This is a genomic window from Solibacillus sp. R5-41 (assembly GCF_002736105.1).
Classification (GTDB): Bacteria; Bacillota; Bacilli; order Bacillales_A; family Planococcaceae; genus Solibacillus.
This window is the reverse complement of the sequence record NZ_CP024123.1, coordinates 3,103,683-3,126,340: the sequence shown is the minus strand read 5'-3', so window position 1 is coordinate 3,126,340 and position 22,658 is coordinate 3,103,683. Positions and strand designations below refer to the sequence as shown.

Sequence of the window (22,658 nt, the reverse complement as noted above, 5' to 3'; positions counted from 1 at the left end):
CATCTTTATTCTAATATTAATAAAAATATTATAAGATTTTCTCATTTTATTTTATTACCATTGGACTTGTACCTCCATTGTTAATAAGGAAAATTATAACATATTATATATATATCAACCTCCATTTTTCGTGAAAATTCAGAATTATTTTTCGCTGTAGCGGGTGAAAAATCTATAACAAGGTGATATTAGAAGGTTATTTGTATGTTTAGATAGCCTGTATTTTTTGATGAACAAAAGCGGAAAAAGAAGGTGTTTTCTAGGATATAAAGAAAATCATTAATAAACTGAATTTTGTAGGGAGAGTTGCAAAATGATTAAAGCTATTATTTTTGATTTAGATGGAACTTTGTTGAACCGAGATGAGTCAGTGAAGAAATTTATTGATAACCAATACGAGCGATTGAAAAAATGGGTATCTCATATCCCAAAAGAAAAATATATATCAAGATTTATCGAACTCGACAACCGTGGTTATGTTTGGAAAGATAAAGTATATCAACAATTAACTGAAGAACTTAATATTACTGGGGTGACTTGGGAAGACCTGCTTCAAGATTACATAAAACAATTTAAGAATCATTGTGTACCGTTTCCAAACCTAATAAGTATGTTAGAGGAAATGAGAAGTAACAATCTTACTTTAGGAATCATTACAAATGGATTTGGACAATTTCAAATGGATAATATTAAGGCTTTAGGTATTGATAATTATTTTGAAACTATTTTAGTATCCGAATGGGAAGGCATAAAAAAACCAGACCCACAAATATTTAGAAGAGCCTTGCATCAACTTCATGTAACACCAAATTTAGATAATGACTGTTAATGAGTAGTTTACTGACTATGTAAGCTGGGTGCATAATCTTTCACTTTAATTGTGCTTCCCCTTTTTGTAGAAGAAAAACGACGCATTTTGTATTTTATCATGAGAGTTAATTGAAAGAAAAATGCTTATCAAAAGGTAATCTTTTTGATTTTTGGGAAAATTTAAAATGACCTATGCTATAATGTAAACTATCATTCTATAAGGTCATTGAGGGATAGACTAAATGAAAAGACGCTCATTAAATTTTCAATTTTTTAAATATAATATTTTTTTAGTCGTAACGGTATCATTTATTATTCTTATTTCCACTTATTTTATAATGGGGGAAATTGTAGAGTACGAAATTGGAGAACGAGCTCTAAGTGTTGCTAAAGTATCATCTAAACATCCAGAAATCATAACAGGATTAAAGAAGAACGAGACAACGGAAGCGTTACAACAATTAGCTTTACAAATTCAAGAAAGTGTCGGAGCCGAATATGTTGTACTTGGAGATGAAAATGGAATACGTTATGCTCACCCAGTGAACGAGCGGATTGGTGAACAAATGGTTGGAGATGACAACGATAAGGCGTTAATCGAGGGTGAGGCATATATTTCGATTGCCGAGGGTACTTTAGGAAAGGCCTTACGTGGAAAAGCGCCCATAAAAGATGAAGATGGAAAAATAATCGGTGTAGTTTCTGTTGGTTTTTTATATGAGGACATTTTTTCCATGAATATTAATTATGGACGCTATTTAATCGTTTTATTTATTATTACCTTATTACTCTCAATCCTTATTTCTACATATTTATCCAATAAAATAAAGAAACAGCTTTTAAACTTTGAACCACAAGAAATCGTAAAAATATTGACTGAGCGAAATGCTATTTTGGAGTCGATTCGTGAGGGCATTATTATGGTAGATACAGAGGGAACGATCACTTTAAGCAATCAGTCTGCGAGCGCCATATTAAATAATGAAAAATCGGTAGTAGGTAACAATATTTATTCGGTCATCCCGAATACGCGATTAATAAAAGTGATGGAATCAGGGCATGAACAATTAAATCGAATGATGACAATTAATGGAGTGAAAACTTTAGTTAACCGAGTACCAATTATCAATGAAGGGAAAGTCATCGGTGCTGTTTCGAGTTTCAGACCGTTTGAGGAAATTGATTTAGTTGCAAATGAATTATCTCAAGTGAAGCAATATATCGAATCATTACGCGCCCAAACACATGAGTATAATAACTTTCTTTATACGATTTCAGGTTTGCTTCAGCTAAAGGAATACGATGAAGCGTTAAATTTAATACATTCAGAGCGTCTAGGTAATCATGCGTTAATTTCCTTTATCAATGTACATATTAAAGATACTTTTATAAGCGGTTTAATGATTGGATTTTATAATCGGGCAAAAGAGCTAAAGGTGACACTCATTTTAGATGAGGATAGTTATTGTGGAAAATTAGGTCAATATTTTGAAAAACATTTATTAATTTCAATTTTAGGGAATTTAGTAATGAATGCATTTGAGGCAGTCGAACATTTAGATGAAGAAGAGCGAATTGTTCGTATTTACATTTATGAATATGAAAAAGAAGTCATTTGTGAAATAGAAGATTCCGGAAACGGTATCGATCAACAGCTACTAAATAATCTATTTAAATTGAAGCAATCAACAAAGGATAAAGAAACGCGGGGATATGGTTTATATATCGTAAATGAGAATTTAAAAAGATTGAATGGTTCTATCGCTATTGAAAACGGAGAATTAGGGGGAGCACTATTTATTGTTTCTATTCCTAAAGAGGGGTAAAAGGTATGGCGAAAAATATTGAAGTGTTAATCGTTGAAGATGATGTGCGAATTGCTCAAATTCACGAAAAATTTTTAGAGCAGCTTGAAGGATTTCAAACGATTGGGATGTCACATACAATTGAAGAAGCGAAAATTTGGTTAGATACATTGAAGCCGGATTTAATATTATTGGATATATATTTTCCAGATAAATTAGGTACGGAGCTAATTGATTATATTAAACAAACGAATATTGAAACAGATATTATATTAATTACAGCTGCTGCCGAAGTTGATATTGTTAAGAAAGCATATGCCAGTGGGGTAATTGATTTTTTATTAAAACCTTTAACAATGCAACGATTTAGGGAGTGTTTGCAAAAGTACAAGGAAAAAAAGGATATATTAAACTCTTCGGATAGGTTAAAAGCGAATGAAATCCATCGCTTATGGAATAACATGACTTTTACAGAGGAATCGAGAGAACACAGTCCTAAAGGGATTGATCCGGTGACGAAAAATGGAGTAATTAACTTCCTAAATACTTGTGGTGGTGGAGTTACAGCTGAAAAATTAGGACGAGAACTTGGTATTAGTCGTACAACCGCGCGTCGCTATTTAGAGTATCTAATGGTAGAAAAAATAATATATGTAGAGCATATATACGGTACTGTTGGTAGACCCGAAAGGCGATATTTTATCAAGTAAATAGAACGAAAAAAGAGTATGTAATTGTTTAATGAAAAACAATTACATACTTTTTTATTTGCAAACAATTGAAGGACTCAGTGAACATTATGAACAAAATGGATAATATAAAATCAATAGACAATATTTCCGAAATGTATAAATAAATTGAGTTATATATTTTAATAAAGATAGCGCTTACAAAAAGGGAGCGTATATTCGAAGGGGGGAATATTCATGTCAATGAAAAAGAAACTAGTTGCACTATTTTCAGCAGCATCACTAACGTTAGCGCTAGCCGCTTGTAGTGATGGCGGAGGGGAGTCAGGCGGTAGTAGTAGCAAGGAAGAGTATCCGAAAAATAACCTTACAATTGTTGCTCCGTCTGGGGCAGGTGGAGGCTGGGATTTAACAGCTCGTTCAATCGGTAAAATTATGAATGAAACCAAATTAATCGAAAAAGCAATTACAGTTGAAAACAAACCTGGTGGTGGCGGTGCTGTATTTATGGCAACATACGCAACGAAAGAAACGGAAAATGATCATATGTTAATGGTCAAGTCTCCACCAATTTTAATAAATAATTTAAAAGCAGAGGGTAACAGCCCATATGGTTATAAAGATACGACACCACTTGCACAATTAACGAAAGACTTTGGCGCAATTGTTGTTCGTGCGGATTCACCATATAAAAGCTTAACGGAATTATTAGATGCAATTAAGGCTGATCCAACAGCGATTACAATGGCTGGTGGTTCGGCACCGGGGTCAATGGACCACTTAATTACAATTTTACCAGCATATGAGTACGGTATTGATCCGAAAGCGGTAAAATACGTTTCTTATGACGGTGGCGGTGAAGCGATGGCAGCTTTATTAGGGAAAAATGCGGATGCAATTGGAACGGATATTTCAACAGTTGCAGCGTACGTTAAGAGTGGTGATGCTCGCGTATTAGCCGTAACATCTCCAAATAAAGTGGCGATTGAAGGGTTAGAAGATGTTCCTACACTTTATGATTTAGGCATTGATACAGAATTTACAATTTGGCGCGGAATTTTCGGTCCGAAAGATATGACTGAAGCTGCTAAAGAATATTGGGTTGAAAAATTAACTGCTCTAAATGACAAGGAAGAATGGAAAGCAGAGTTACAACGTAATGGCTGGGAGCAAGACTTCCGTGTAGGTGACGATTTTACTAAATTCCTTGAAGAACAAGAAGGAACGATTACTGAAATTTTAACCGCTTTAGGAATGCAAAAGTAATGTAAAAGATGCGAGCAAAAATGAATTGCTCGCATCCTCTTTTAGGAGGTATCAAAATGATGAATTTAAAATTCGATCGATTCGCTAGTGTTGTTTTTCTTGCTTTAGGTATTCTTGTTGTTGTCGAATCACAAAATATTTCTAAAAGTGCATACGGCTCACAAATTGGACCTAGCACTTTTCCGTTAGGTTTAGGCATTATTCTTATTATTTTAAGTATTTTCTTGTTTATTGAAACAATCAAACATAGGGCTACTTATAAAATTGTAGGTGAGGAAGAGGATATTAAGTCTCCTAACTATAAGCGATTTTTCATAATATTTATCGCGGCTTTGGGTTACGTTCTATTACTAGAAAAACTAGGTTATTTAATTACTACATTTGCGTTTCTTGTTATCGGATTCCAAACGCTAGAAAAGGGAAAATGGGTTCCTACGATTATTATAGCGGCCGCCTTTTCAGCAATTATTTATTTCGGATTTGTATATGTTTTAGGCGGCTCTTTGCCGGGATTACCAATTTAAGGTGAAGGGGGACATGTAATTGGACACTATACAATATTTAATGAATGGCTTTGCAATAGCATTTCAATGGCATAATATTTTATTTGCTTTATTAGGGGTTATTATTGGTACTGCGGTTGGCGTTTTACCAGGTATTGGACCGATGAGTGGGGTAGCGTTATTAATACCAGTTACTGCTACATTAACATCGGGCTTACCTTTAGAAATGGCTGCTACTAGTTCAATCATCTTACTATCGGGCGTCTACTACGGTGCGATGTATGGTGGATCTACAACATCCATTTTATTAAATACGCCAGGAGAATCCTCCTCAGTCGTAACAACTTTAGATGGTTACCAAATGGCGCGACAAGGAAGAGCAGGGGCTGCATTATCAATAGCTGCCATTGGATCATTTGTTGCAGGGATTGTTGCCTTAATTGGGCTAGTTTTATTAGCTCGACCATTATCAAAGATTGCAATAAATTTTGGACCTGCTGAGTACTTTTCGTTAATGTTACTAGGTTTAGCAGCAGTTAGTGGTTTAGCAGGGAAATCCATTACAAAAGCATTAATTATGACTGTACTAGGTTTATTATTAGGTACTATAGGGATTGATGCAGTCTCAGGTATTGCACGATTTACGTATGATCAACCAGTACTCTTTGGTGGAATTGAGTTTTTAACTGTTGCAGTAGGGCTATTTGCTTTAGGAGAAGTGTTTAAAACGATTTTCGAAAAGGACGGCAATGACGAGCCAATAGCGAAAATTAATCGAATTTTACCAACAAAGCAAGACTTAAAAGATAGTGCTGCACCAATTGCCCGTGGATCTTTACTTGGCTTCTTTTTAGGTGTATTACCAGGTGCAGGTGCTACGCTAGCATCCTTCTTTGCTTATATTACGGAGAAAAAAATTAGTAAAAATCCAGATTCATTTGGAAAAGGAAATATTGCAGGGGTAGCCTCCCCGGAATCTGCAAACAACGCATCTTCGGGTGGTGCGATGATTCCGCTTTTAACATTAGGTATTCCTGGCTCTGGTACGACTGCTATTTTAATGGGTGCCTTTATAATGTACAACATTCAGCCAGGTCCATTATTATTCGAAGAACATCCGCAAGTTGCTTGGGGATTAATCGCAAGTATGTTTTTAGGTAACTTAATGCTACTCGTTTTAAATATGCCTTTAGTACGTGTTTTTGCAAAAATTATTCAAACACCTAAGAAGTATTTATTACCTATTATTTTTGCAATTTCAATTTTTGGAGTTTATGCAGTTCAATATACAACATTTGATTTACTATTATTATTAGGCTGTGGTGTTTTAGGCTATTATTTCGCTAAAAATGATTTCCCAGTTGCTCCGCTTGTTTTGGCCTTAGTATTAGGGCCAATGATTGAAAATAATATGCGCCGTGCATTAACGATTTCAAACGGGGAATACAACATTTTTGTAGAGAAACCTCTATCACTAGTCTTTTTAGTAGTGGCATTTTTATGGATCTGTATTCCGTTAGTTTTAAAATTACGTGGTAAAAACGTCATTATTAATGAAGAAGGTTGAGTAGCACGTGTATTTATTAAAGTGAACATCTCCTTTTTGAGGGGATGTTTACTTTTTTTGCTTTTATATTATGGGAAAGCTGATTTATGAAAACATATGATTTAATAGCGTTTAATTCAGGTGATTTATTGTGTTCGTATGATATTTAATATTGGGTTCTAGTGAGACTTGCATAAAATCGTTTTTTTAACATTGTAAAACCGTTGTAAGAAAAACGTACGTCAGAAGTTGCATTAACTAAATTTGCGGAATTCTGCATATAAGGATGTATAAATGATGTTAAGAGAAAAAACCACGAACGTTGGCTTAACAACATTCGTAGCTTAATGGTGTACCCCAAAACTTTGATTTGGGAACGTTTTATTGAATAAATATTTCTACTGTCTTTTAAATACCCTCAGTGTTCATTAATACAATACGCCAACCATCGGGGTCTGCAATTGTCACACCTTTTTCTTCCCAATAAGGATTTTCTGGTGGAATTTCGAAATACCCCATATTAGCGAGTCGAGATTGTACAGCTTGAATTTGTGTGGTATCAGGCATATAAAAAACGAGTAAATTATCATCTGTTGGTGCAGGGCATGGACTTCCATCCACATGCTCAGTAAATTCTAAATGATACGTCGCATCGGGTAAGCCAATCATAATGCCATTGTATCCGCGATGCCCTTCGAACCCTCCGATTTTTGTAAGCCCAAGACCTTCGCAATAAAACTGTTCTATTAATTTTAATTTATCTGTTGGTCGCGCAATGCGAAATTGTGCAATATGAAATGTTTGTGTCCACTGTTTCATAATTATCCCCCCCTCTTTCCATTTTAATGGTAAAAGGAGAAAAATACTTTACAACTTTTGATTGAATTAAAGTAGGCTAAAACGTTCCCAAAGCACGTTAGTGAATCTTTTTTTCTTAGCGTTATAAACTAGCTTTTTCTGGAGCTTCCCTTATTTAACTAAAAAAAAGCGCCAGGCATATCAATATTTAATAATAATAGTCTAGGTATCCTATTCTGTGCATTTGAATTAGTGAAATATAGCCAACAAATTCTTTATCATTTATTTCGTTGTCTTTATAAGTACTTTTAATAATTGTATTTCAATCATTTCGATGTAAATAACGCCTTTTCAACATAATTATTCTCCTTTGAAAAAACGGGAATCCAAACTTCACCAAAATTATAACGTAGTGGATTTGGTGGGGAAATGGAAAAATAAGATAAATATGATGATCGCTTAAAGACCGAATAGTTCTCAAAAATTTGGTGACTACTTTTAGAACAATGACAGATAATAAAAAAGTCTAGGTATCATAATTTCCCTCCGTTCATATTATGTAAAAACCGTGCCCAGGATGGAGGGAAGACAATCGAATTTTTAAGAAAAATTAGGAATTATCGAGAAGAAGAAAATAGGCTGAAGTGGGAAGGTAGTTTTGCAGATTACTTAAGGATTGTGAAGGAAAGACCAGAAGTTGCTCAAACGGCCCATTCACGCGTTTACAATATGATTAAAAGCTCCGGGCTTGAACAACGAGATGGACAAAAATTATTCAACTTTTTTGGAAAAGAAATTTTTGGTTTGGAAGTAGCATTGGAGCGGTTGGTCGAAGAATATTTCCACCCTGCTGCGAAAAGGCTAGATGTTCGCAAAAGAATATTATTATTAATGGGGCCGGTTAGTGGAGGAAAGTCAACGATTGTCACGTTATTAAAACGGGGACTTGAACAATATTCACGAACAGAAGAAGGCGCAGTTTATGCGATTAAAGGGTGTCCGATGCATGAGGATCCTCTCCACTTAATCCCGCAGCATTTGCGCAAAGACTTTTATGAAGAATATGGGATAAGGGTTGAAGGAAGCTTATCACCACTAAATGTGATGCGTCTTGAACAGGAATATTATGGACAGATTGAGGAAGTTCGAGTGGAGCGCATTTTCTTCTCGGAAGATAACCGAGTTGGGATTGGTACGTTTACACCTTCAGATCCAAAATCACAGGATATTGCAGATTTAACCGGCAGTATTGACTTTTCGACAATTGCAGAATATGGGTCAGAGTCTGATCCACGTGCATATCGTTTTGACGGTGAGTTGAACAAAGCGAATCGCGGTATGATGGAATTTCAAGAAATGCTGAAATTAGATGAAAAGTTTTTGTGGAATTTACTTTCGTTAACGCAAGAAGGGAACTTTAAAGCTGGTCGATTTGCCCTTATTAGTGCGGATGAATTAATCGTGGCCCACACCAACGAAACGGAATACCGTACATTTATTGCAAATAAGAAAAATGAGGCATTGCATTCAAGAATTATCGTTATGCCAATTCCGTATAATTTAATCGTCAGCCAAGAGGAAAAAATTTATGAGAAAATGATTAATGATAGTGATATGGCACATGTTCATATTGCACCACATGCTCTCCGCGTTGCAGCGATTTTTTCGGTGTTGACTCGATTAGAAACACCGAAAAAAGCAGGCGTAGACCTTCTTAAGAAAATGCGCTTGTATGATGGTGAAAGTGTTGAGGGTTACAATCAAGTGGACTTGGAAGAGCTGAAAAAAGAGTATCCAAACGAAGGAATGCATGGAATTGACCCGCGTTATGTAATAAATCGTGTGTCTTCTGCCATCATTCGTAAAGAAGTACCATCAATTAATGCGCTGGATGTTTTACGGTCATTGAAGGATGGACTTGACCAGCATGCTTCGATTTCTCAGGAAGATAGAGAAAAATATATGAATTATATTGCGGTTGCCAGAAAAGAATACGATGATATTGCGAAAAATGAAGTGCAAAAAGCGTTTGTGTATTCGTATGAAGAATCTGCGAAAACAATGTTAAATAATTACTTGGATAATGTGGAAGCCTATTGCAATAAAAATAAAATCCGTGATCAGTTAACAGGGGAAGAAATGAATCCTGATGAAAAATTAATGCGCTCAATTGAGGAGCAAGTCGGGATTTCTGAAAATGCTAAAAAGGCATTTCGTGAGGAAATTTTAATTCGACTATCGGCATTTGCACGGAATGGAAAACGTTTTGATTATAACTCGCATGATGCATTGCGCGAGGCTATTCAAAAGAAATTGTTTGCGGATTTAAAGGATGTCGTTAAAATTACGACTTCATTGAAAACACCAGACGAAGCACAGCTTAAAAAGATGAATGAAGTCGTTGCAACACTTATTGATGAGCATGGCTATAATTCAACTTCAGCAAATGAACTATTACGCTATGTAGGTAGTTTATTGAACCGTTAATGAACAAAAGGGGTATCCAAATAATTTGGATATCCTTTTTTATTTTTTGAATAAAGTACAAAAACGAAAAAAAATCGCATAGTATAGACAAAGCCATTTTTTATCGGCTGTTTTAAGAATTGCAACATTACCTTTTAGAATAAGTGATAATTTATTAAGGAAAAGAAATTTTATCAGAAATTTGGGCTCAATACTACACTATAAGTTAATTGGGAAATAGTCTAAATATGAACCCGCCGCCTTCCACTGGAAACGGCGTACCAAATCCAGAAAGTTACAGAATGCATAATCTGATATATGCTGACCTTGCACAAAGTAAAAAGCTGTGTGACTCATGTGCTTAGCCAGCCTAACAAGTGCACCATAATTAGAATCCATATTAAAAATCTTTCGTCAACAGAAGGAATTATTTATTTCTCTTTATATAGTCTTACTCATGTTTAAAAATTAGCCGACATTTGGAAAAAAAAAATTGATAGATTGGTGAGGATAAAATGAGTGAACAAGATCAAAATCGTTTTGTTGTCTCACAGGAAAATTGGTCTCTCCACCGTAAAGGCCACCAAGATCAGCAACGTCATAATGAAAAAGTAAAAGATGCCATTAAAAATAATTTACCGGAATTAATAAGTGATGATAGCATCATTTTGTCGAATGGTGACAAGGTGATTAAAATTCCGATCCGTTCTTTAGATGAGTATAAAATCCGCTATAACTATGATAAGTCAAAGCATGTTGGTCAAGGGCAAGGAGATAGCCAAGTGGGAGATGTTGTGGCGCGGGAACCTGCTGGAAAGAGCGCGGGCCCAGGGAAGGGAAAAGAAGCTGGAGACAAACCAGGGCAAGATTATTTTGAAACTGAAATAAGTATTGAAGAAATACAGGGGATGCTGTTTAAGGAGTTGGAATTACCGAATTTACAGCAAAAAGAAATGGCGGATATTACGACTGAAAAGATTGCATTCAACGATATCCGTAAAAAAGGTTTAATGGGAAATGTCGATAAAAAACGAACGATTATTACAGCGATTAAACGCAATGCATTGCATGGAAAAGCAGCAATTAGTCCGATTTACAATGATGATTTACGTTTTAAAACGTGGGATGAAGTCGTTAAACCCGAATCAAAAGCGGTCGTGCTTGCGATGATGGATGTTAGTGGGTCAATGGGGAATTTTGAAAAATCTTGTGCAAGAAGCTTTTTCTTCTGGATGACGAAGTTTTTACGTTCGAAGTATGAAACGGTTGAGATTGAATTTATTGCGCATCATACCGTTGCGAAAATCGTGACAGAGCAAGAGTTTTTTACAAGGGGAGAAAGTGGCGGTACGATCTGTTCATCTGCTTATATAAAAGCATTAGAGCTAATTGACCAAAAATATCATCCAGCTCGCTATAATATTTACCCTGTGCATTTTTCGGATGGTGAAAATTTAACAATTGACAATGAAAAGTGCTTGAAATTAGTGCATGAACTGATGAAGGTGTCGAGCATGTTTGGCTATGGTGAGGTCAATGAATCGAACCGTTCCTCTACGTTAATGTCTACTTATAATAAAATAGACGACCCGAAATTCCGCTATTCGATTATTAAGAAAAAGCAGGAAGTGTATGATGCGTTGAAGAGTATTTTCAAAAAACAGGAAGCCGATTTGTGAGGAGGCTAATGAATGGAAAAAGAGCTTCGCCAAGCAATTGATGAAATTACGGAAATCGCAGTAGGGTGTGGTTTAGATTTTTATCCGATGCGCTATGAAATTTGTCCGGCTGATATTATTTATACATTTGGTGCTTATGGGATGCCTACCCGCTTTACCCACTGGAGTTTTGGGAAACAATTTCACAAAATGAAGCTGCAATATGATTTAGGGCTTAGCCAAATTTATGAGCTTGTCATTAATTCTAATCCTTGTTACGCCTTTTTACTCGATACAAATTCGTTAGTACAAAACAAACTCATTATCGCGCATGTGTTAGCCCATTGTGATTTCTTTAAAAACAATGTGCGCTTCTCGAATACGAGACGAGATATGGTCGAAAGCATGACCGCAACAGCTGAGCGGATTGCGAATTATGAAATTTTGTACGGAAAAGAGGAAGTGGAACGGTTTTTGGATGCGGTATTAGCCATTCAAGAACATATCGATCCTTCCATATTGCGTCCGAAGCTGTCTGCGCCAGAGGAAGATGGAATAGAAGAAGTGCGTATAATAAAAACGCCGTATGACGATTTATGGCAATTGGGGGAAACAGAAAAATCGCCACAATTAGCACAACCAGCACGACCGAAAAAGAAGCAATTCCCCGCACAACCAGAAAAAGATTTATTGCTATTTATTCAAGAATATAGTCGAGAATTAGAAGATTGGCAGCGTGATATTTTAACGATGCTGCGTGAAGAAATGCTGTATTTCTGGCCGCAATTAGAAACGAAAATTATGAATGAAGGCTGGGCATCTTACTGGCATCAACGAATTATGCGAGAATTAAATTTAACAACCTCCGAAACGATTGAATATGCCAAATTAAATGCGGGTGTTGTGCAGCCTTCAAGAACTTCGATTAATCCTTATTATTTAGGGATAAAAATCTTTGAGCATATTGAAAAGAAATACGATAACCCGACGGATGAAATGAAACGTTTTGGTGCGAAACCAAATGCAGGTCGGGAGAAAATATTTGAAGTGCGAGAAATTGAATCGGACGTTTCCTTTATTCGAAATTATTTATCGAAGGAATTAGTAAAAGAAGAAGATCTGTATGTTTTTGCAAAAAAAGGCCAGGATTATCGAATTACAGATAAGGATCATGAAGAAGTAAAAAACCAACTAATCTCCATGCGTGTAAACGGAGGATTTCCATATATCGTAGTAGAAGATGGCGATTATTCGCGAAATGGGGAATTATATTTAAAACATGGCTACGAAGGAATGGAATTAGATATGACCTATTTAGAACATGTTCTTCCGTATATTTATCAGCTTTGGGGTCGCCCTGTTTCCTTAGAGACAGTATTAGAAGGAAAACCGATTATTTATATGTTTGATGGTAAAAAAGGTACTCGTAGATTTAAATAAGAGGGGGGTTAAATACCCCAAATAAATAATTTGCACTTTCCAGGACGTAAAAATCCACTGAGGAAGTGCTTTTTTGTGTTGCTAAAAAGAAAATTACTTAACATTTAAGCGAATCAATCGGTACATAGTGGATTGGGAATCTGAAATGATTATAGTCGTATATCTCGGCCTTTATAAAGCAATACTAGTATGTGTTAAAGCAATCAACAATTGACTTTTTTCAATCATTGAAACAGCAGGAGGGAATAGTATTGGCAAGCACAGAAAATGGGTTATCCATTTTTGCCTTAGGTGGCATTAATGAAATTGGTAAAAATATGTATGTTATCCAATATTCAAATGAAATTATTATCATTGACTGCGGTGCAAAATTTGCAGATAAAAGCTTGTTGGGTGTTGATTTAATTATCCCTGAGCTTACTTATTTACAGGAAAATAAAGATAAAATTAAAGGTTTAATTGTGACGCATGGACATGAGGATCACATTGGTGGTATCCCATACATGCTTAAAAAGTTAAATGTGCCAATCTATGCTTCTCGTTTTACACTTGGTTTGATTGAATTAAAACTAAAAGAACATAAATTACTTCGTGAAACTGAATTAATTGAGATTACTGCTGATTCCCATATAGATTTTGAACATATTGCTGTTACTTTTTTTAAAACAAGTCATAGTATTCCGGACTGCTTAGGATTAGTCTTTCATACACCTGAAGGTAAGGTTGTTCATACAGGGGATTTTAAATTTGACTTAACACCAGTAAATGATCAAGTATCAGACATTCATAAAATGGCTGAGATAGGTACGCAAGGCGTTTTGGCATTAATATCTGAAAGTACGAATGCAGAACGTCCTGGGTCGACACCATCGGAAAAATTAGTAGCTAGACATTTAGAAGATGAGTTTCTAAAAGCGACAGGGAAGATTTTTATCTCAACTTTCGCCTCAAACGTCAATCGAATTCAGCAAATAGTTGAAACCGCTAAAAAAACGAATCGAAAATTGGTATTGCTTGGTCGGAGCATGGTGAATGTTACATCCGTTGCAATGGAACTTGGCTATTTAAACATTCCTAGTTGGATGCTTGTTGATGCTCGTGATATGAAGCAAATCCCGCCAGAGCGTGTTGTTATTTTATGTACGGGAAGCCAAGGGGAGCCTCTAGCTGCACTTTCCCGGCTATCAACTGGCAATAATCGCGACGTCAAAATTGTACAAGGAGATACAGTAATTTTTGCTGCCTCACCCATTCCAGGAAATGAAAAAGATGTTTCTAAAATTGTAGATAATGTATTTCAACTTGGTGCAAAGGTTGTTTATGGAAGTTCCAGCATAACGGGGATGCATGTATCGGGACATGGTTATCAAGAGGATTTGAAGCTAATGCTCACATTAATGAAACCTAAATATTTTATTCCAATCCATGGTGAATATCGAATGCTTCATATACACCGTTTATTAGCTGAGGCGGTTGGTGTACCGTTTTATAATACCTTTATATTACAAAATGGAGATGTTGTTGATATTGCGGGTACTGTTGCTAGGCAAACACGTAGCATACCTGCTGGCGATACGTATGTTGATGGTATTGGTATTGGAGAGGTAGGGGAAATTGTATTACGCGACCGAAAACAGCTTTCCGAGGATGGGATGTTGGTTATTGTCGTAACGATCAGTAAATACGATGGTTCAATTATTGTTGATCCCGATACAATTTCTCGTGGATTTGTTTACGCAAAAGAGTCAGAGGGAATGTTAAATGATATAAATGAACTTGCTAAAGAAGCAGTTAATAAATTTAATGAAGCAAATCCTTTTGCGATGAAGCGAGCAATTAAAAAAGTAGTTGATCAATATGTATTTACTCTTACAATGAGAAAACCAATGATTTTACCTATAATTATTGAAATTTAGCCTAATATTTCTCACATCAAAAGACCTGTCTCGAAAGGCGTAAAATCTACTTTTAAGACAGGTTTAATAATTTTTTCATTAATTATCATTAGGCTTTTTCGTTTGTCATTTTTTTAGTAAATCATCAAGCAAACGATTGAATACTTTTTGATTTTCTAGTGGCGCATTATGTCCTACACCTTCTACTATTTCGGTTCTCCCAAACCGAGCAAGAGTTTTAATCGACCGCTGCATTAACCAATTTTCCTTTTCGCCAATTGTGAATAGAAACTGAGTATTAGCATTTGTGATGCTAGCCGGTAGTATAAAATTTAAATTTGCTTTTAAAATCATTATTAAATTTTCTCGACTAATATTACATGTGTCAATAAAATATTTTTCGAAATATGTATCACTTATTCCAAGTGTTTTTGCCTGTAATTTAGCAAATGTTTTTTTCTGGATTAATGGATACGTTACAAAGATTGTTAGGGGAATACATAGGCTCATCGTTTTTTGTGGAATAACTAATGCACTATTAATCATTGCGCGTTTGAAAGAATTTGGCCGTTCGTTGATCATTTGAAGGGCAATTTGAGAACCGAGAGAAAATCCAATGATGTTCCAATTTTTATTAGGGGCTACTTCTTCAAGTATAGTCCATAATTTATTTATGGTTGTACTCATAGAAAATAGTTCATCACTGTTCGCTCCATGGCCGGGTAAATCTGGGACTATACAATGATAATTATTGAAATAATTAATTTGTGACTCCCACATCCAACTACTTACACCACCACCATGAAGAAACAGCAATATTTCTTCACCATCGCCAAATTCTTTAAATACCATAATGTAACCCCCTGATCATTTTTAACTAACTATAAAGCGATTAATAAAGAATGAGTAATCAGTGAAAATGATATCCGATTTTAGTTAACTATATAAATTAAACTTAAGAATCCCTCATGTAAAAATTCACAAAAAGGGGTAGTTGATTTCCATTTCTTTCCGGATACTTTCTGCGGGCACGGCTCCAACTAACTTGCTTCGAGATAAATCTCGAAACAAGTGGATTTTCTGGCCAACACGATGTTGGTCATGAAGGCGTTGTCACAGGACTTGACGGTTTTAGTCTTCGTTCCTTTGCTACTGTTCGCGCTGAAATGAGTATCTACCAACCTAATTTCTAATTATATTCTTCCTAATATAAAGTTAATTTCATATGTTCAATTACTATATTGAAATACTAGTTCGGCACTAAAATCTGTTCTTACAATACTATCCCGCTTGCAACATATGCCGTCTGCTCCCACCTCCCACGGTAGCGGCGCAATAAATGCAGAAAGATTCAGAGGCAAAACTTTATATAGGATAGCCTTGCACAAAGCTTTGTGACTCATATGCTTAGCCAGCCAAACAAGCGCGCACTTTATAAGAATCCATAATAGAAACCTTACATCGAAAGGAAGGAAACTTTTGTTTAACTTATATAGTTGAAACATCAAACGTTTATTGAAATAGGTTATTACACTTATGGATCATGAATTCCATATAGTCCAATGCGTCTTTTCGCCTTTTGAAAACAGATTTGTAAAGAGACTTTTTATTGCCGTTTCGCAATCGCATGGACTCATGAATAATCTTATGCCACTTTTGTGGAACTTCTTTTAATGCATATTCCCCCGCTCCAACTTTCGAGGTAATATCTTTTTCTTTAAAAGAATAATAAAGGCGAGAAACCCCCAAAACCCCCCATTCCACCATATTTAAACTAAATAATAATCCTATGTAATTGCTGGAAGGAAACTTTTTGCAAGCACGCCACCAACCGAGCCAATAAGTATTAAGATTATTTCTCATATTACTCGTCAAAATATTCCAATCTATTGTATAGCTGTCCTCTTCAATTTTTTGTCCTATAATCGTGATACCGTATTTTTTTAATTGATAAGCGTCGATTGAGTTTTTATCGAACATTGTATAACCAAGAAACTTTCCATCATTAAAGCGCATTGAAGGAATGCTTCCGTTGTGTAACGACTCCATATCTTTGTTCGTAATATAAAACCCGTCTAATATTATTTTTTTGTATTTACTGTGCAGTTCCTTATGAATTTCTTTTAATGTTGTTAATTCTTTTTCAGTTAATTCCCTGTTAATTACTGCAATAAAATCAATATCACTAAAACCATCGTTAAATGCCCCTAATGAGATGGAACCGTAAAGATAATAAGCTTCAATTAAATTGGGTAATTTCAATTCAATGTAATCAAAATATGATTGTAAAACTTTCTGAATTTCCTTTGAGTTTTTCTTCATTCGATTCTCCGATGTATTTTTATTTATAATTATTTTAACATTCAGAACCTTGCAATTCCATAAAAATGAAAAACGAGTTGAGCTTTGAATTCCCTTTTTTTACTGGAGTTTATGTTATTGCTGTCAGAAATAATGTATTAGTGGGTGTCTCGTATGTATAAAATCATTACGGAAGAAACTTAATTGGCCATTCCTAGTTCACATAATAAAAGAATGCGTTTTTTTAAATTATGAAACGAGGTTTAAATGAATAATAGTACAAAGCAGTTTTGGGATAAGTGTTGGCTTGAATTGGGGAAAAACAACTGAGCAATTGTAGATGCTTTCCAGTTTGGTGTAGATGCCGATTTTCTGGAAAGCTTAGTTGTAGAAGGGAAGAAAACCGCTACATGTTCGGGCTTTGTTTTGTATGAGCTAGAAAAAGAGCCGTTACCACAGAAAGGGCTATTATTATTTACTCTTCGTAGGGCATCGTAAACTGCAAAAGCGCCGGAAAATAATAATATCCCAAATAGTAGCTCCATCACTTTGCCTCCCAATTAGGTTCATTTATTTCGAATGAAAATCAATTTTCCAAACCTCATATTTGTATGTGCATCTTGCTGCTTACACTTTCCATTCCGAAATGTTGATAAAATTCGATTGCATTAGTATTAAATGCCCAAACATTTAATTCGACCGAGGTAGCGCCCATTTCCTTAGACCAATCCATACATGCTTCAAAAAGTAATTTTCCGACACCTTGCTTTTGCATATCTTTTTTGACACCAAAATCGTGAATATACCCATATTTACGTTGTACCAGTGATTGGAATGGAGGGGAAGATTCAATGCTTATGACAGCAAAACCGATGACAGTTTCGTTCATTTTGGCAATGCAAATAGTACTGTTTCGATCTTCGAGTAGTTCTTGATAATAAGTTTCGGGCATAACCGAATCAGCATGTTTAAAAACAGACGGCATATGAAGTGCATGTTCATCATGGCCTTCTTTCACTAGAGCATTTACAGCCAAATAATCTTCTTCTGATGCTGAACAAATGATTGGCAACAATTCTCTCACATCCTTTAAATTGATTGTTTTCAAAATTGTAACATAGCTTAGTAATAAAGATCGATAATTTTAAAAATACAAACTATTCGCAAAAAAATTTGATACAATTACTTTAATATGATGAATTAAGAAAATTCAATGAAAGAACCATATTGTGGCTTATTTTTCTAAAGGTCGCTCGATAATTATTTTAAATCAGATGGAGATTATGAAGGGATGTAATGTAATGTAATTGAATTATAGCGCGTATTTTTGAATAAGCTCTACGGAGAAAATGATACAAAAGGAGTTTACAATGAATTATAAGATTGTATTTTTTGATGTCGATGGAACACTAATAAATTATGAAGATGGTTATATTTCTGCAAGTACAAAGAATGCGATACAAATACTAAAAAATAAAGGAATCAAATTAGTAGTAGCTACGGGTAGACCATTATCGATGTGTCAGGAATTAAAAGATTTAGGGATTGACACGTTTATCACAGCGAATGGCGCATATACTAAACACCAAAATCAAGTAATACATAAAATACCATTGGCAAAACATATTGTTCGTTCAGTAAAAGAGGTTGCGGATGAAAATAAACAAAGTCTTTCATTTTTTACAGAAGAATTAACAATGAATAAAATACACAATCCAACTACTTTCCAAGCAATGAGTGAGACACTGTCATTACTAGAATATCCTAAGATCAATGAAGAAAACGTTAATGAAGAAATCTATTTAATGTGTTTATATGCAGGAGAAGAAATTGTTCGGAAATATGAAATACAATTTCCGGAATTAACATTTCAACGCTGGCATCCATATATCGTTAATGTTTTGCAGGAGGAAGTGTCAAAATCGATTGCTGTTAAAGAAGTATTAAAATATTTTAATATCCATTCTAGTGAAGCGATTGCATTTGGTGATGGGGATAACGACATCGATATGTTAGAAAGTGTAGGTTATGGTATTTCCATGGGTAATGGAAGTGAAAAATTAAAAAATATTGCTGACTTTGTAACGAAAAAGTCAAATGAGGATGGTATTGAATTTGCGTTACAGCATCTTCAATTAATTTAATTTCAGCGGTTGAATTAAAAATGTTATATGAATTGTTTAATTCAACTGGGAAGTTAGAAAGAAGCCTATATCATTAGATTTAATTCTATGGGAAATTAAAATGTAATGTAAAAGAAGTTACTGCTTAGTCAGCCAATTCAAGCACCCACTTTATTAGAATCCGTATTAGAAAACTTGTCTCTGCAAAAGATAGTAACATTTTAATTTTTATCGTTAATCGCATATTCTGGCCAAGGCCTTTAAAATTCAATAAAAAAACATCTTGGCATAGGCGCAAAATGTCTTTTTGTTACTCTATTCATTTTAAATCATTGTAATCCATTATTAAATCATTCAGGTGTACGAACGACTAATACATCACATTTTGAATGACGAACGATTGCTTCGGTATTTGAGCCTATAAAAAATTGTTCGGCTGCATTTAATCCTGTTGCCCCACAAATAATTAGATCCACAGGTACAAGTTCGGCTAATTTTTTTGACAAAATGGTTTTCGGAACACCATTTGTGATGATTGTTTTTACATTTGTAACGCCCGCTTCTGTTGCTTGTGTACGATAATTTTCTAATAAAACTTCGCCATGCTTTTGTACAAGTTCAATCATATTTTCATATAACATCTCGACACTTGTTGAAACACTTGTATCGATAACATGAACAATATGTAAAGTTGAGCCGACATTGCGAATTGCTACGTCGATTCCTTTACGAAATGCGAGTTCTGCTTCTTTTGAGCCGTCTACTGCAACGACGATATTTTGATAATGGTTCCCCATAAAAAATTCCTCCTTTAGATTAGTTTAATTATATCGAATATTCAAGGAAAGTAAAAATAAAGGACCCTTTTCAGTTGAACTGTAGGGTGCATCATTATTGAAAAATAAAAACAGGTGAGGAACATTGACGATTCCTACACCTGTTTTTATGTGTGTATTATTTTATTTAAGTGGAGCCAAGTTCAATGTTACTTTTGTTTAATAGGAATGAGTTTCAACGTTTTTTGGATGCGGAATGCGAAGAAGCCTGCAAAAATCGCTAAAATAATATCTTTTGGCATAGGTGGTAACATCCATAACCATGCCATTTTATAACTAAAACCATCTGGTGCTGCTGCCCATAATTTATAAGCAAAATACATCCAAGTAGTTCCTAAAACATAGTTAATTGCTGTTGCTGTAAGTGCAGCGGTAACATAGGCAATTCGTGTTTGGAAATGCTCTACGATTAAGCCTGCCACATAGGCACTTATAATAAATGTTGCGATAAAACCAAATGTGGGCTTCAAAAGAATTGAAGGTCCACCCATAAATTGTGCAAATACCGGCGCACCAGCAAGACCGATGAGCATATAAACGGTACAAGCGATCGCCCCTTTTCGACTACCTAATACTAATCCTGCTAAAACAGCAAAAAAGGTTTGAAGTGTAATCGGAACACCGCCAACTACTAAAAACGGTGCAAATGTAGTGATATTCGCCCCAATCATAATTAGTGTAGCAAATAATGCGCTATAAACGAGGTCAATTGTTTTTAAGTTAGAAGTTTTAGATATTGTTTCCATAGTAATCTCCTTAGTGTTAATGTGCGAAAAAAATAGGTTAACGTAAATATAAAGGGAAATAGAATTGTTGTCAACTGATTTTTAGTTCAGGTTAACGTAAGGTGGTTTCGTTACGACCAGGACGCTTTCCATCTGTGCGCCGCATGTGCTTAGCCAGCGTAACAAGTACATACTTTATAAGTATCCATATAAAAAACGTATCGAAGTATAATAAACAACATAAGCATCAACATAGTTATTAGGAAGCAAAAACAGCTATAATAGAAGGCAAAGCTTGAAGAAAGAAAAGAGGATACAATGACGAATCAAACAAAAGAAAATTATGGATTTCATTTTGATAATAGCTACTTACAATTACCACATGAGTTTTATGGAAAAGTGAAATTAAATCCGGTTGAAGAGCCAGCAATTTTATTATTGAACCGAACTTTGGCTAAGCAGCTTGAGTTAGATGTAGATGCGTTATTTACGGATGGTGCACCGATTCTTGCAGGAAGCCAAATGCCAAATGAAGCGGCACAAATTGCACAAGCATATGCCGGACATCAGTTTGGTCATTTTAATATGCTTGGAGATGGTCGCGCTTTATTAATCGGGGAGCATGTGACAACAAATAATACCCGTTTCGATATTCAATTAAAAGGCTCGGGGCGCACACCATATTCACGTGGTGGAGACGGTCGCGCGGCATTAGGACCGATGTTGCGTGAGTTTTTAATAAGCGAGGCTATGTTTGCATTACATGTCCCAACAACACGCAGTTTAGCGGTCACGACAACAGGGGAGCCCATTTACCGTGAGCAAATATATGAAGGGGCCGTGCTAACACGTGTTGCCGCAAGTCATTTGAGAGTCGGAACATTTCAATACGCAGCTAATTTTTGTGACCGTGACGCATTAAAGGAATTAGCGGACTATGCAATTATTCGACATTACCCACAATTAATGCATGCCGAAAATCGTTATGTAGCATTTTTGGAAAAAGTGTTAGATCGTCAAGCATCTCTTGTTGCTAATTGGCAATTCATTGGATTTATCCACGGGGTAATGAATACCGATAATATGACGATTAGTGGGGAAACAATTGATTATGGACCATGTGCGTTTATGGATCACTATAATCGCAGCACGGTATTTAGCTCAATTGATACACAAGGTCGCTATGCATATGGTAAACAGCCTCAGATGGCAGGATGGAATATTACCCGTTTAGCAGAAAGTTTATTACCGCTCATTCATGACGATGTGGATGAGGCGATACAGCTCGCTCAAAAAACAATTGAACAGTTCCCAACTTTATATGAAGCGTATTACTATAATGGGATGCGCGAAAAGCTGGGGATGTTAACAGCTGAGCTTGGGGATGAGGCATTAGTGGATGAACTACTTACTTTGATGGAAGAACATGAAGCTGATTATACGAATACATTACGTGCCTTATCGGAAAATAAACGACCGAATAAACCGATTTTTCAGTCTCCGAATTTTGGAGAGTGGGAGCAAAAATGGATGACGCGAATTACGCAGCGAGGGGCGACTTTAGAAGAAGCACTAAAAGTGATGCAATCGGTCAATCCAATCGTTATTCCACGAAATCATCAAGTAGAGCAAGCGATTCAAGCATTTGTGGAAGGGGACACGGCACCCTTTTTGGAGTTATTGCAAGTGCTAACAAATCCATTTCATTTACAACCGGAACATCAAAAATACACACAGCTCCCTAGCGAAGATGAACCGCCATTTGTGAGTTATTGCGGGACGTAAAATAAAAGGGGG

The 22,658-nt window shown here is 35.5% G+C and carries 18 protein-coding genes and 1 pseudogene; 12 read left to right on the top strand and 7 right to left on the bottom strand.

The window, feature by feature from the left end; genetic code table 11:
- Positions 1 to 313: 313 nt before the first annotated feature.
- From CSE16_RS15420 to CSE16_RS15395, 6 genes and pseudogenes are all read left to right on the top strand, one after another.
- A pseudogene (locus CSE16_RS15420) lies at positions 314 to 811 on the top strand (HAD family hydrolase); the annotation flags it as partial.
- 241 nt (positions 812 to 1,052) lie between these two features.
- On the top strand, positions 1,053 to 2,636 hold the full coding sequence (locus CSE16_RS15415; protein WP_099424731.1) for an ATP-binding protein: 1,584 nt from the start codon (positions 1,053 to 1,055) through the stop codon (positions 2,634 to 2,636).
- Positions 2,637 to 2,641: 5 nt separating this feature from the next.
- On the top strand, positions 2,642 to 3,325 hold the full coding sequence (locus CSE16_RS15410) for a response regulator (protein ID WP_099424730.1): 684 nt from the start codon (positions 2,642 to 2,644) through the stop codon (positions 3,323 to 3,325).
- A 222-nt stretch (positions 3,326 to 3,547) separates the two neighbouring features.
- Positions 3,548 to 4,570, top strand: coding sequence for a tripartite tricarboxylate transporter substrate binding protein (locus tag CSE16_RS15405; protein ID WP_172954445.1), 1,023 nt, complete (start codon positions 3,548 to 3,550; stop codon positions 4,568 to 4,570).
- A gap of 59 nt (positions 4,571 to 4,629) precedes the next feature.
- Positions 4,630 to 5,094, top strand: a complete 465-nt coding sequence (locus CSE16_RS15400) for a tripartite tricarboxylate transporter TctB family protein (RefSeq protein WP_099425855.1) — start codon at positions 4,630 to 4,632, stop codon at positions 5,092 to 5,094.
- Between the two features lie 19 nt (positions 5,095 to 5,113).
- Entirely contained in the window at positions 5,114 to 6,640 is a 1,527-nt protein-coding gene (locus tag CSE16_RS15395) for a tripartite tricarboxylate transporter permease (RefSeq protein ID WP_099424728.1), read from the top strand.
- Positions 6,641 to 7,027: 387 nt separating this feature from the next.
- Here CSE16_RS15395 and CSE16_RS15390 read toward each other — a convergent pair whose 3' ends face one another.
- Positions 7,028 to 7,438: a VOC family protein gene (locus CSE16_RS15390; RefSeq protein ID WP_099424727.1), complete on the bottom strand. Its 411-nt coding sequence runs from the start codon at positions 7,436 to 7,438 to the stop codon at positions 7,028 to 7,030.
- A gap of 570 nt (positions 7,439 to 8,008) precedes the next feature.
- Between CSE16_RS15390 and CSE16_RS15385 the strand changes: the two genes are divergently transcribed.
- From CSE16_RS15385 to CSE16_RS15370, 4 genes are all read left to right on the top strand, one after another.
- Positions 8,009 to 9,904, top strand: a complete 1,896-nt coding sequence (locus CSE16_RS15385; RefSeq protein ID WP_099424726.1) for a PrkA family serine protein kinase — start codon at positions 8,009 to 8,011, stop codon at positions 9,902 to 9,904.
- Positions 9,905 to 10,398: 494 nt separating this feature from the next.
- The gene (gene yhbH, locus CSE16_RS15380; RefSeq protein WP_099424725.1) at positions 10,399 to 11,562 is read left to right on the top strand and encodes a sporulation protein YhbH; all 1,164 of its coding nucleotides are present in this window, start codon (positions 10,399 to 10,401) and stop codon (positions 11,560 to 11,562) included.
- Between the two features lie 12 nt (positions 11,563 to 11,574).
- Positions 11,575 to 12,981 (top strand): SpoVR family protein, encoded by a 1,407-nt coding sequence (locus CSE16_RS15375; RefSeq protein WP_099424724.1) that lies wholly within the window; start codon positions 11,575 to 11,577, stop codon positions 12,979 to 12,981.
- Between the two features lie 251 nt (positions 12,982 to 13,232).
- Positions 13,233 to 14,897 carry a ribonuclease J gene (locus CSE16_RS15370; RefSeq protein WP_099424723.1) on the top strand — a complete coding sequence of 555 codons (1,665 nt, stop codon included), beginning with the start codon at positions 13,233 to 13,235 and terminating at the stop codon, positions 14,895 to 14,897.
- 105 nt (positions 14,898 to 15,002) lie between these two features.
- Here the strand turns inward: CSE16_RS15370 and CSE16_RS15365 are convergent, their stop codons facing one another.
- From CSE16_RS15365 to CSE16_RS15345, 4 genes are all read right to left on the bottom strand, one after another.
- Complete coding sequence (locus tag CSE16_RS15365; RefSeq protein ID WP_099424722.1) at positions 15,003 to 15,728, bottom strand: alpha/beta fold hydrolase; 726 nt, start codon at positions 15,726 to 15,728, stop codon at positions 15,003 to 15,005.
- A 660-nt stretch (positions 15,729 to 16,388) separates the two neighbouring features.
- Positions 16,389 to 17,198: an aminoglycoside adenylyltransferase domain-containing protein gene (locus CSE16_RS15355; protein WP_099424720.1), complete on the bottom strand. Its 810-nt coding sequence runs from the start codon at positions 17,196 to 17,198 to the stop codon at positions 16,389 to 16,391.
- Between the two features lie 242 nt (positions 17,199 to 17,440).
- Positions 17,441 to 17,722, bottom strand: a complete 282-nt coding sequence (locus CSE16_RS21460; protein ID WP_157764842.1) for a hypothetical protein — start codon at positions 17,720 to 17,722, stop codon at positions 17,441 to 17,443.
- 56 nt (positions 17,723 to 17,778) lie between these two features.
- Positions 17,779 to 18,252, bottom strand: coding sequence for a GNAT family N-acetyltransferase (locus CSE16_RS15345; RefSeq protein ID WP_099424719.1), 474 nt, complete (start codon positions 18,250 to 18,252; stop codon positions 17,779 to 17,781).
- 295 nt (positions 18,253 to 18,547) lie between these two features.
- Here CSE16_RS15345 and CSE16_RS15340 point away from each other — a divergent pair, with 295 nt between their 5' ends.
- Positions 18,548 to 19,321 carry a Cof-type HAD-IIB family hydrolase gene (locus CSE16_RS15340; RefSeq protein ID WP_099424718.1) on the top strand — a complete coding sequence of 258 codons (774 nt, stop codon included), beginning with the start codon at positions 18,548 to 18,550 and terminating at the stop codon, positions 19,319 to 19,321.
- Between the two features lie 329 nt (positions 19,322 to 19,650).
- Here the strand turns inward: CSE16_RS15340 and CSE16_RS15335 are convergent, their stop codons facing one another.
- Together CSE16_RS15335 and CSE16_RS15330 are read right to left on the bottom strand one after the other, a co-directional pair.
- A complete protein-coding gene (locus CSE16_RS15335) occupies positions 19,651 to 20,097 on the bottom strand; it encodes a universal stress protein (protein ID WP_099424717.1) in 447 nt (148 codons plus the stop codon).
- Between the two features lie 188 nt (positions 20,098 to 20,285).
- Positions 20,286 to 20,882 (bottom strand): biotin transporter BioY, encoded by a 597-nt coding sequence (locus tag CSE16_RS15330; RefSeq protein WP_099424716.1) that lies wholly within the window; start codon positions 20,880 to 20,882, stop codon positions 20,286 to 20,288.
- 297 nt (positions 20,883 to 21,179) lie between these two features.
- On the opposite strand from CSE16_RS15330, the gene CSE16_RS15325 reads away from it, so the two are divergent.
- Complete coding sequence (locus CSE16_RS15325; RefSeq protein ID WP_099424715.1) at positions 21,180 to 22,646, top strand: protein adenylyltransferase SelO; 1,467 nt, start codon at positions 21,180 to 21,182, stop codon at positions 22,644 to 22,646.
- Positions 22,647 to 22,658: the final 12 nt, after the last annotated feature.

What these genes read in the sequence shown, in the direction of transcription:
- CSE16_RS15415 (WP_099424731.1), top strand. Translation starts at nt 1,053, where the DNA reads ATGAAAAGACGCTCATTAAATTTTCAATTTTTTAAATATAATATTTTT.
- CSE16_RS15410 (WP_099424730.1), top strand. Translation starts at nt 2,642, where the DNA reads ATGGCGAAAAATATTGAAGTGTTAATCGTTGAAGATGATGTGCGAATT.
- CSE16_RS15405 (WP_172954445.1), top strand. Translation starts at nt 3,548, where the DNA reads ATGAAAAAGAAACTAGTTGCACTATTTTCAGCAGCATCACTAACGTTA.
- CSE16_RS15400 (WP_099425855.1), top strand. Translation starts at nt 4,630, where the DNA reads ATGAATTTAAAATTCGATCGATTCGCTAGTGTTGTTTTTCTTGCTTTA.
- CSE16_RS15390 (WP_099424727.1), bottom strand. Translation starts at nt 7,438, where the DNA reads ATGAAACAGTGGACACAAACATTTCATATTGCACAATTTCGCATTGCG.
- yhbH (WP_099424725.1), top strand. Translation starts at nt 10,399, where the DNA reads ATGAGTGAACAAGATCAAAATCGTTTTGTTGTCTCACAGGAAAATTGG.
- CSE16_RS15375 (WP_099424724.1), top strand. Translation starts at nt 11,575, where the DNA reads ATGGAAAAAGAGCTTCGCCAAGCAATTGATGAAATTACGGAAATCGCA.
- CSE16_RS15365 (WP_099424722.1), bottom strand. Translation starts at nt 15,728, where the DNA reads ATGGTATTTAAAGAATTTGGCGATGGTGAAGAAATATTGCTGTTTCTT.
- CSE16_RS15355 (WP_099424720.1), bottom strand. Translation starts at nt 17,198, where the DNA reads ATGAAGAAAAACTCAAAGGAAATTCAGAAAGTTTTACAATCATATTTT.
- CSE16_RS21460 (WP_157764842.1), bottom strand. Translation starts at nt 17,722, where the DNA reads ATGGAGCTACTATTTGGGATATTATTATTTTCCGGCGCTTTTGCAGTT.
- CSE16_RS15340 (WP_099424718.1), top strand. Translation starts at nt 18,548, where the DNA reads ATGAATTATAAGATTGTATTTTTTGATGTCGATGGAACACTAATAAAT.
- CSE16_RS15335 (WP_099424717.1), bottom strand. Translation starts at nt 20,097, where the DNA reads ATGGGGAACCATTATCAAAATATCGTCGTTGCAGTAGACGGCTCAAAA.
- CSE16_RS15330 (WP_099424716.1), bottom strand. Translation starts at nt 20,882, where the DNA reads ATGGAAACAATATCTAAAACTTCTAACTTAAAAACAATTGACCTCGTT.
- CSE16_RS15325 (WP_099424715.1), top strand. Translation starts at nt 21,180, where the DNA reads ATGACGAATCAAACAAAAGAAAATTATGGATTTCATTTTGATAATAGC.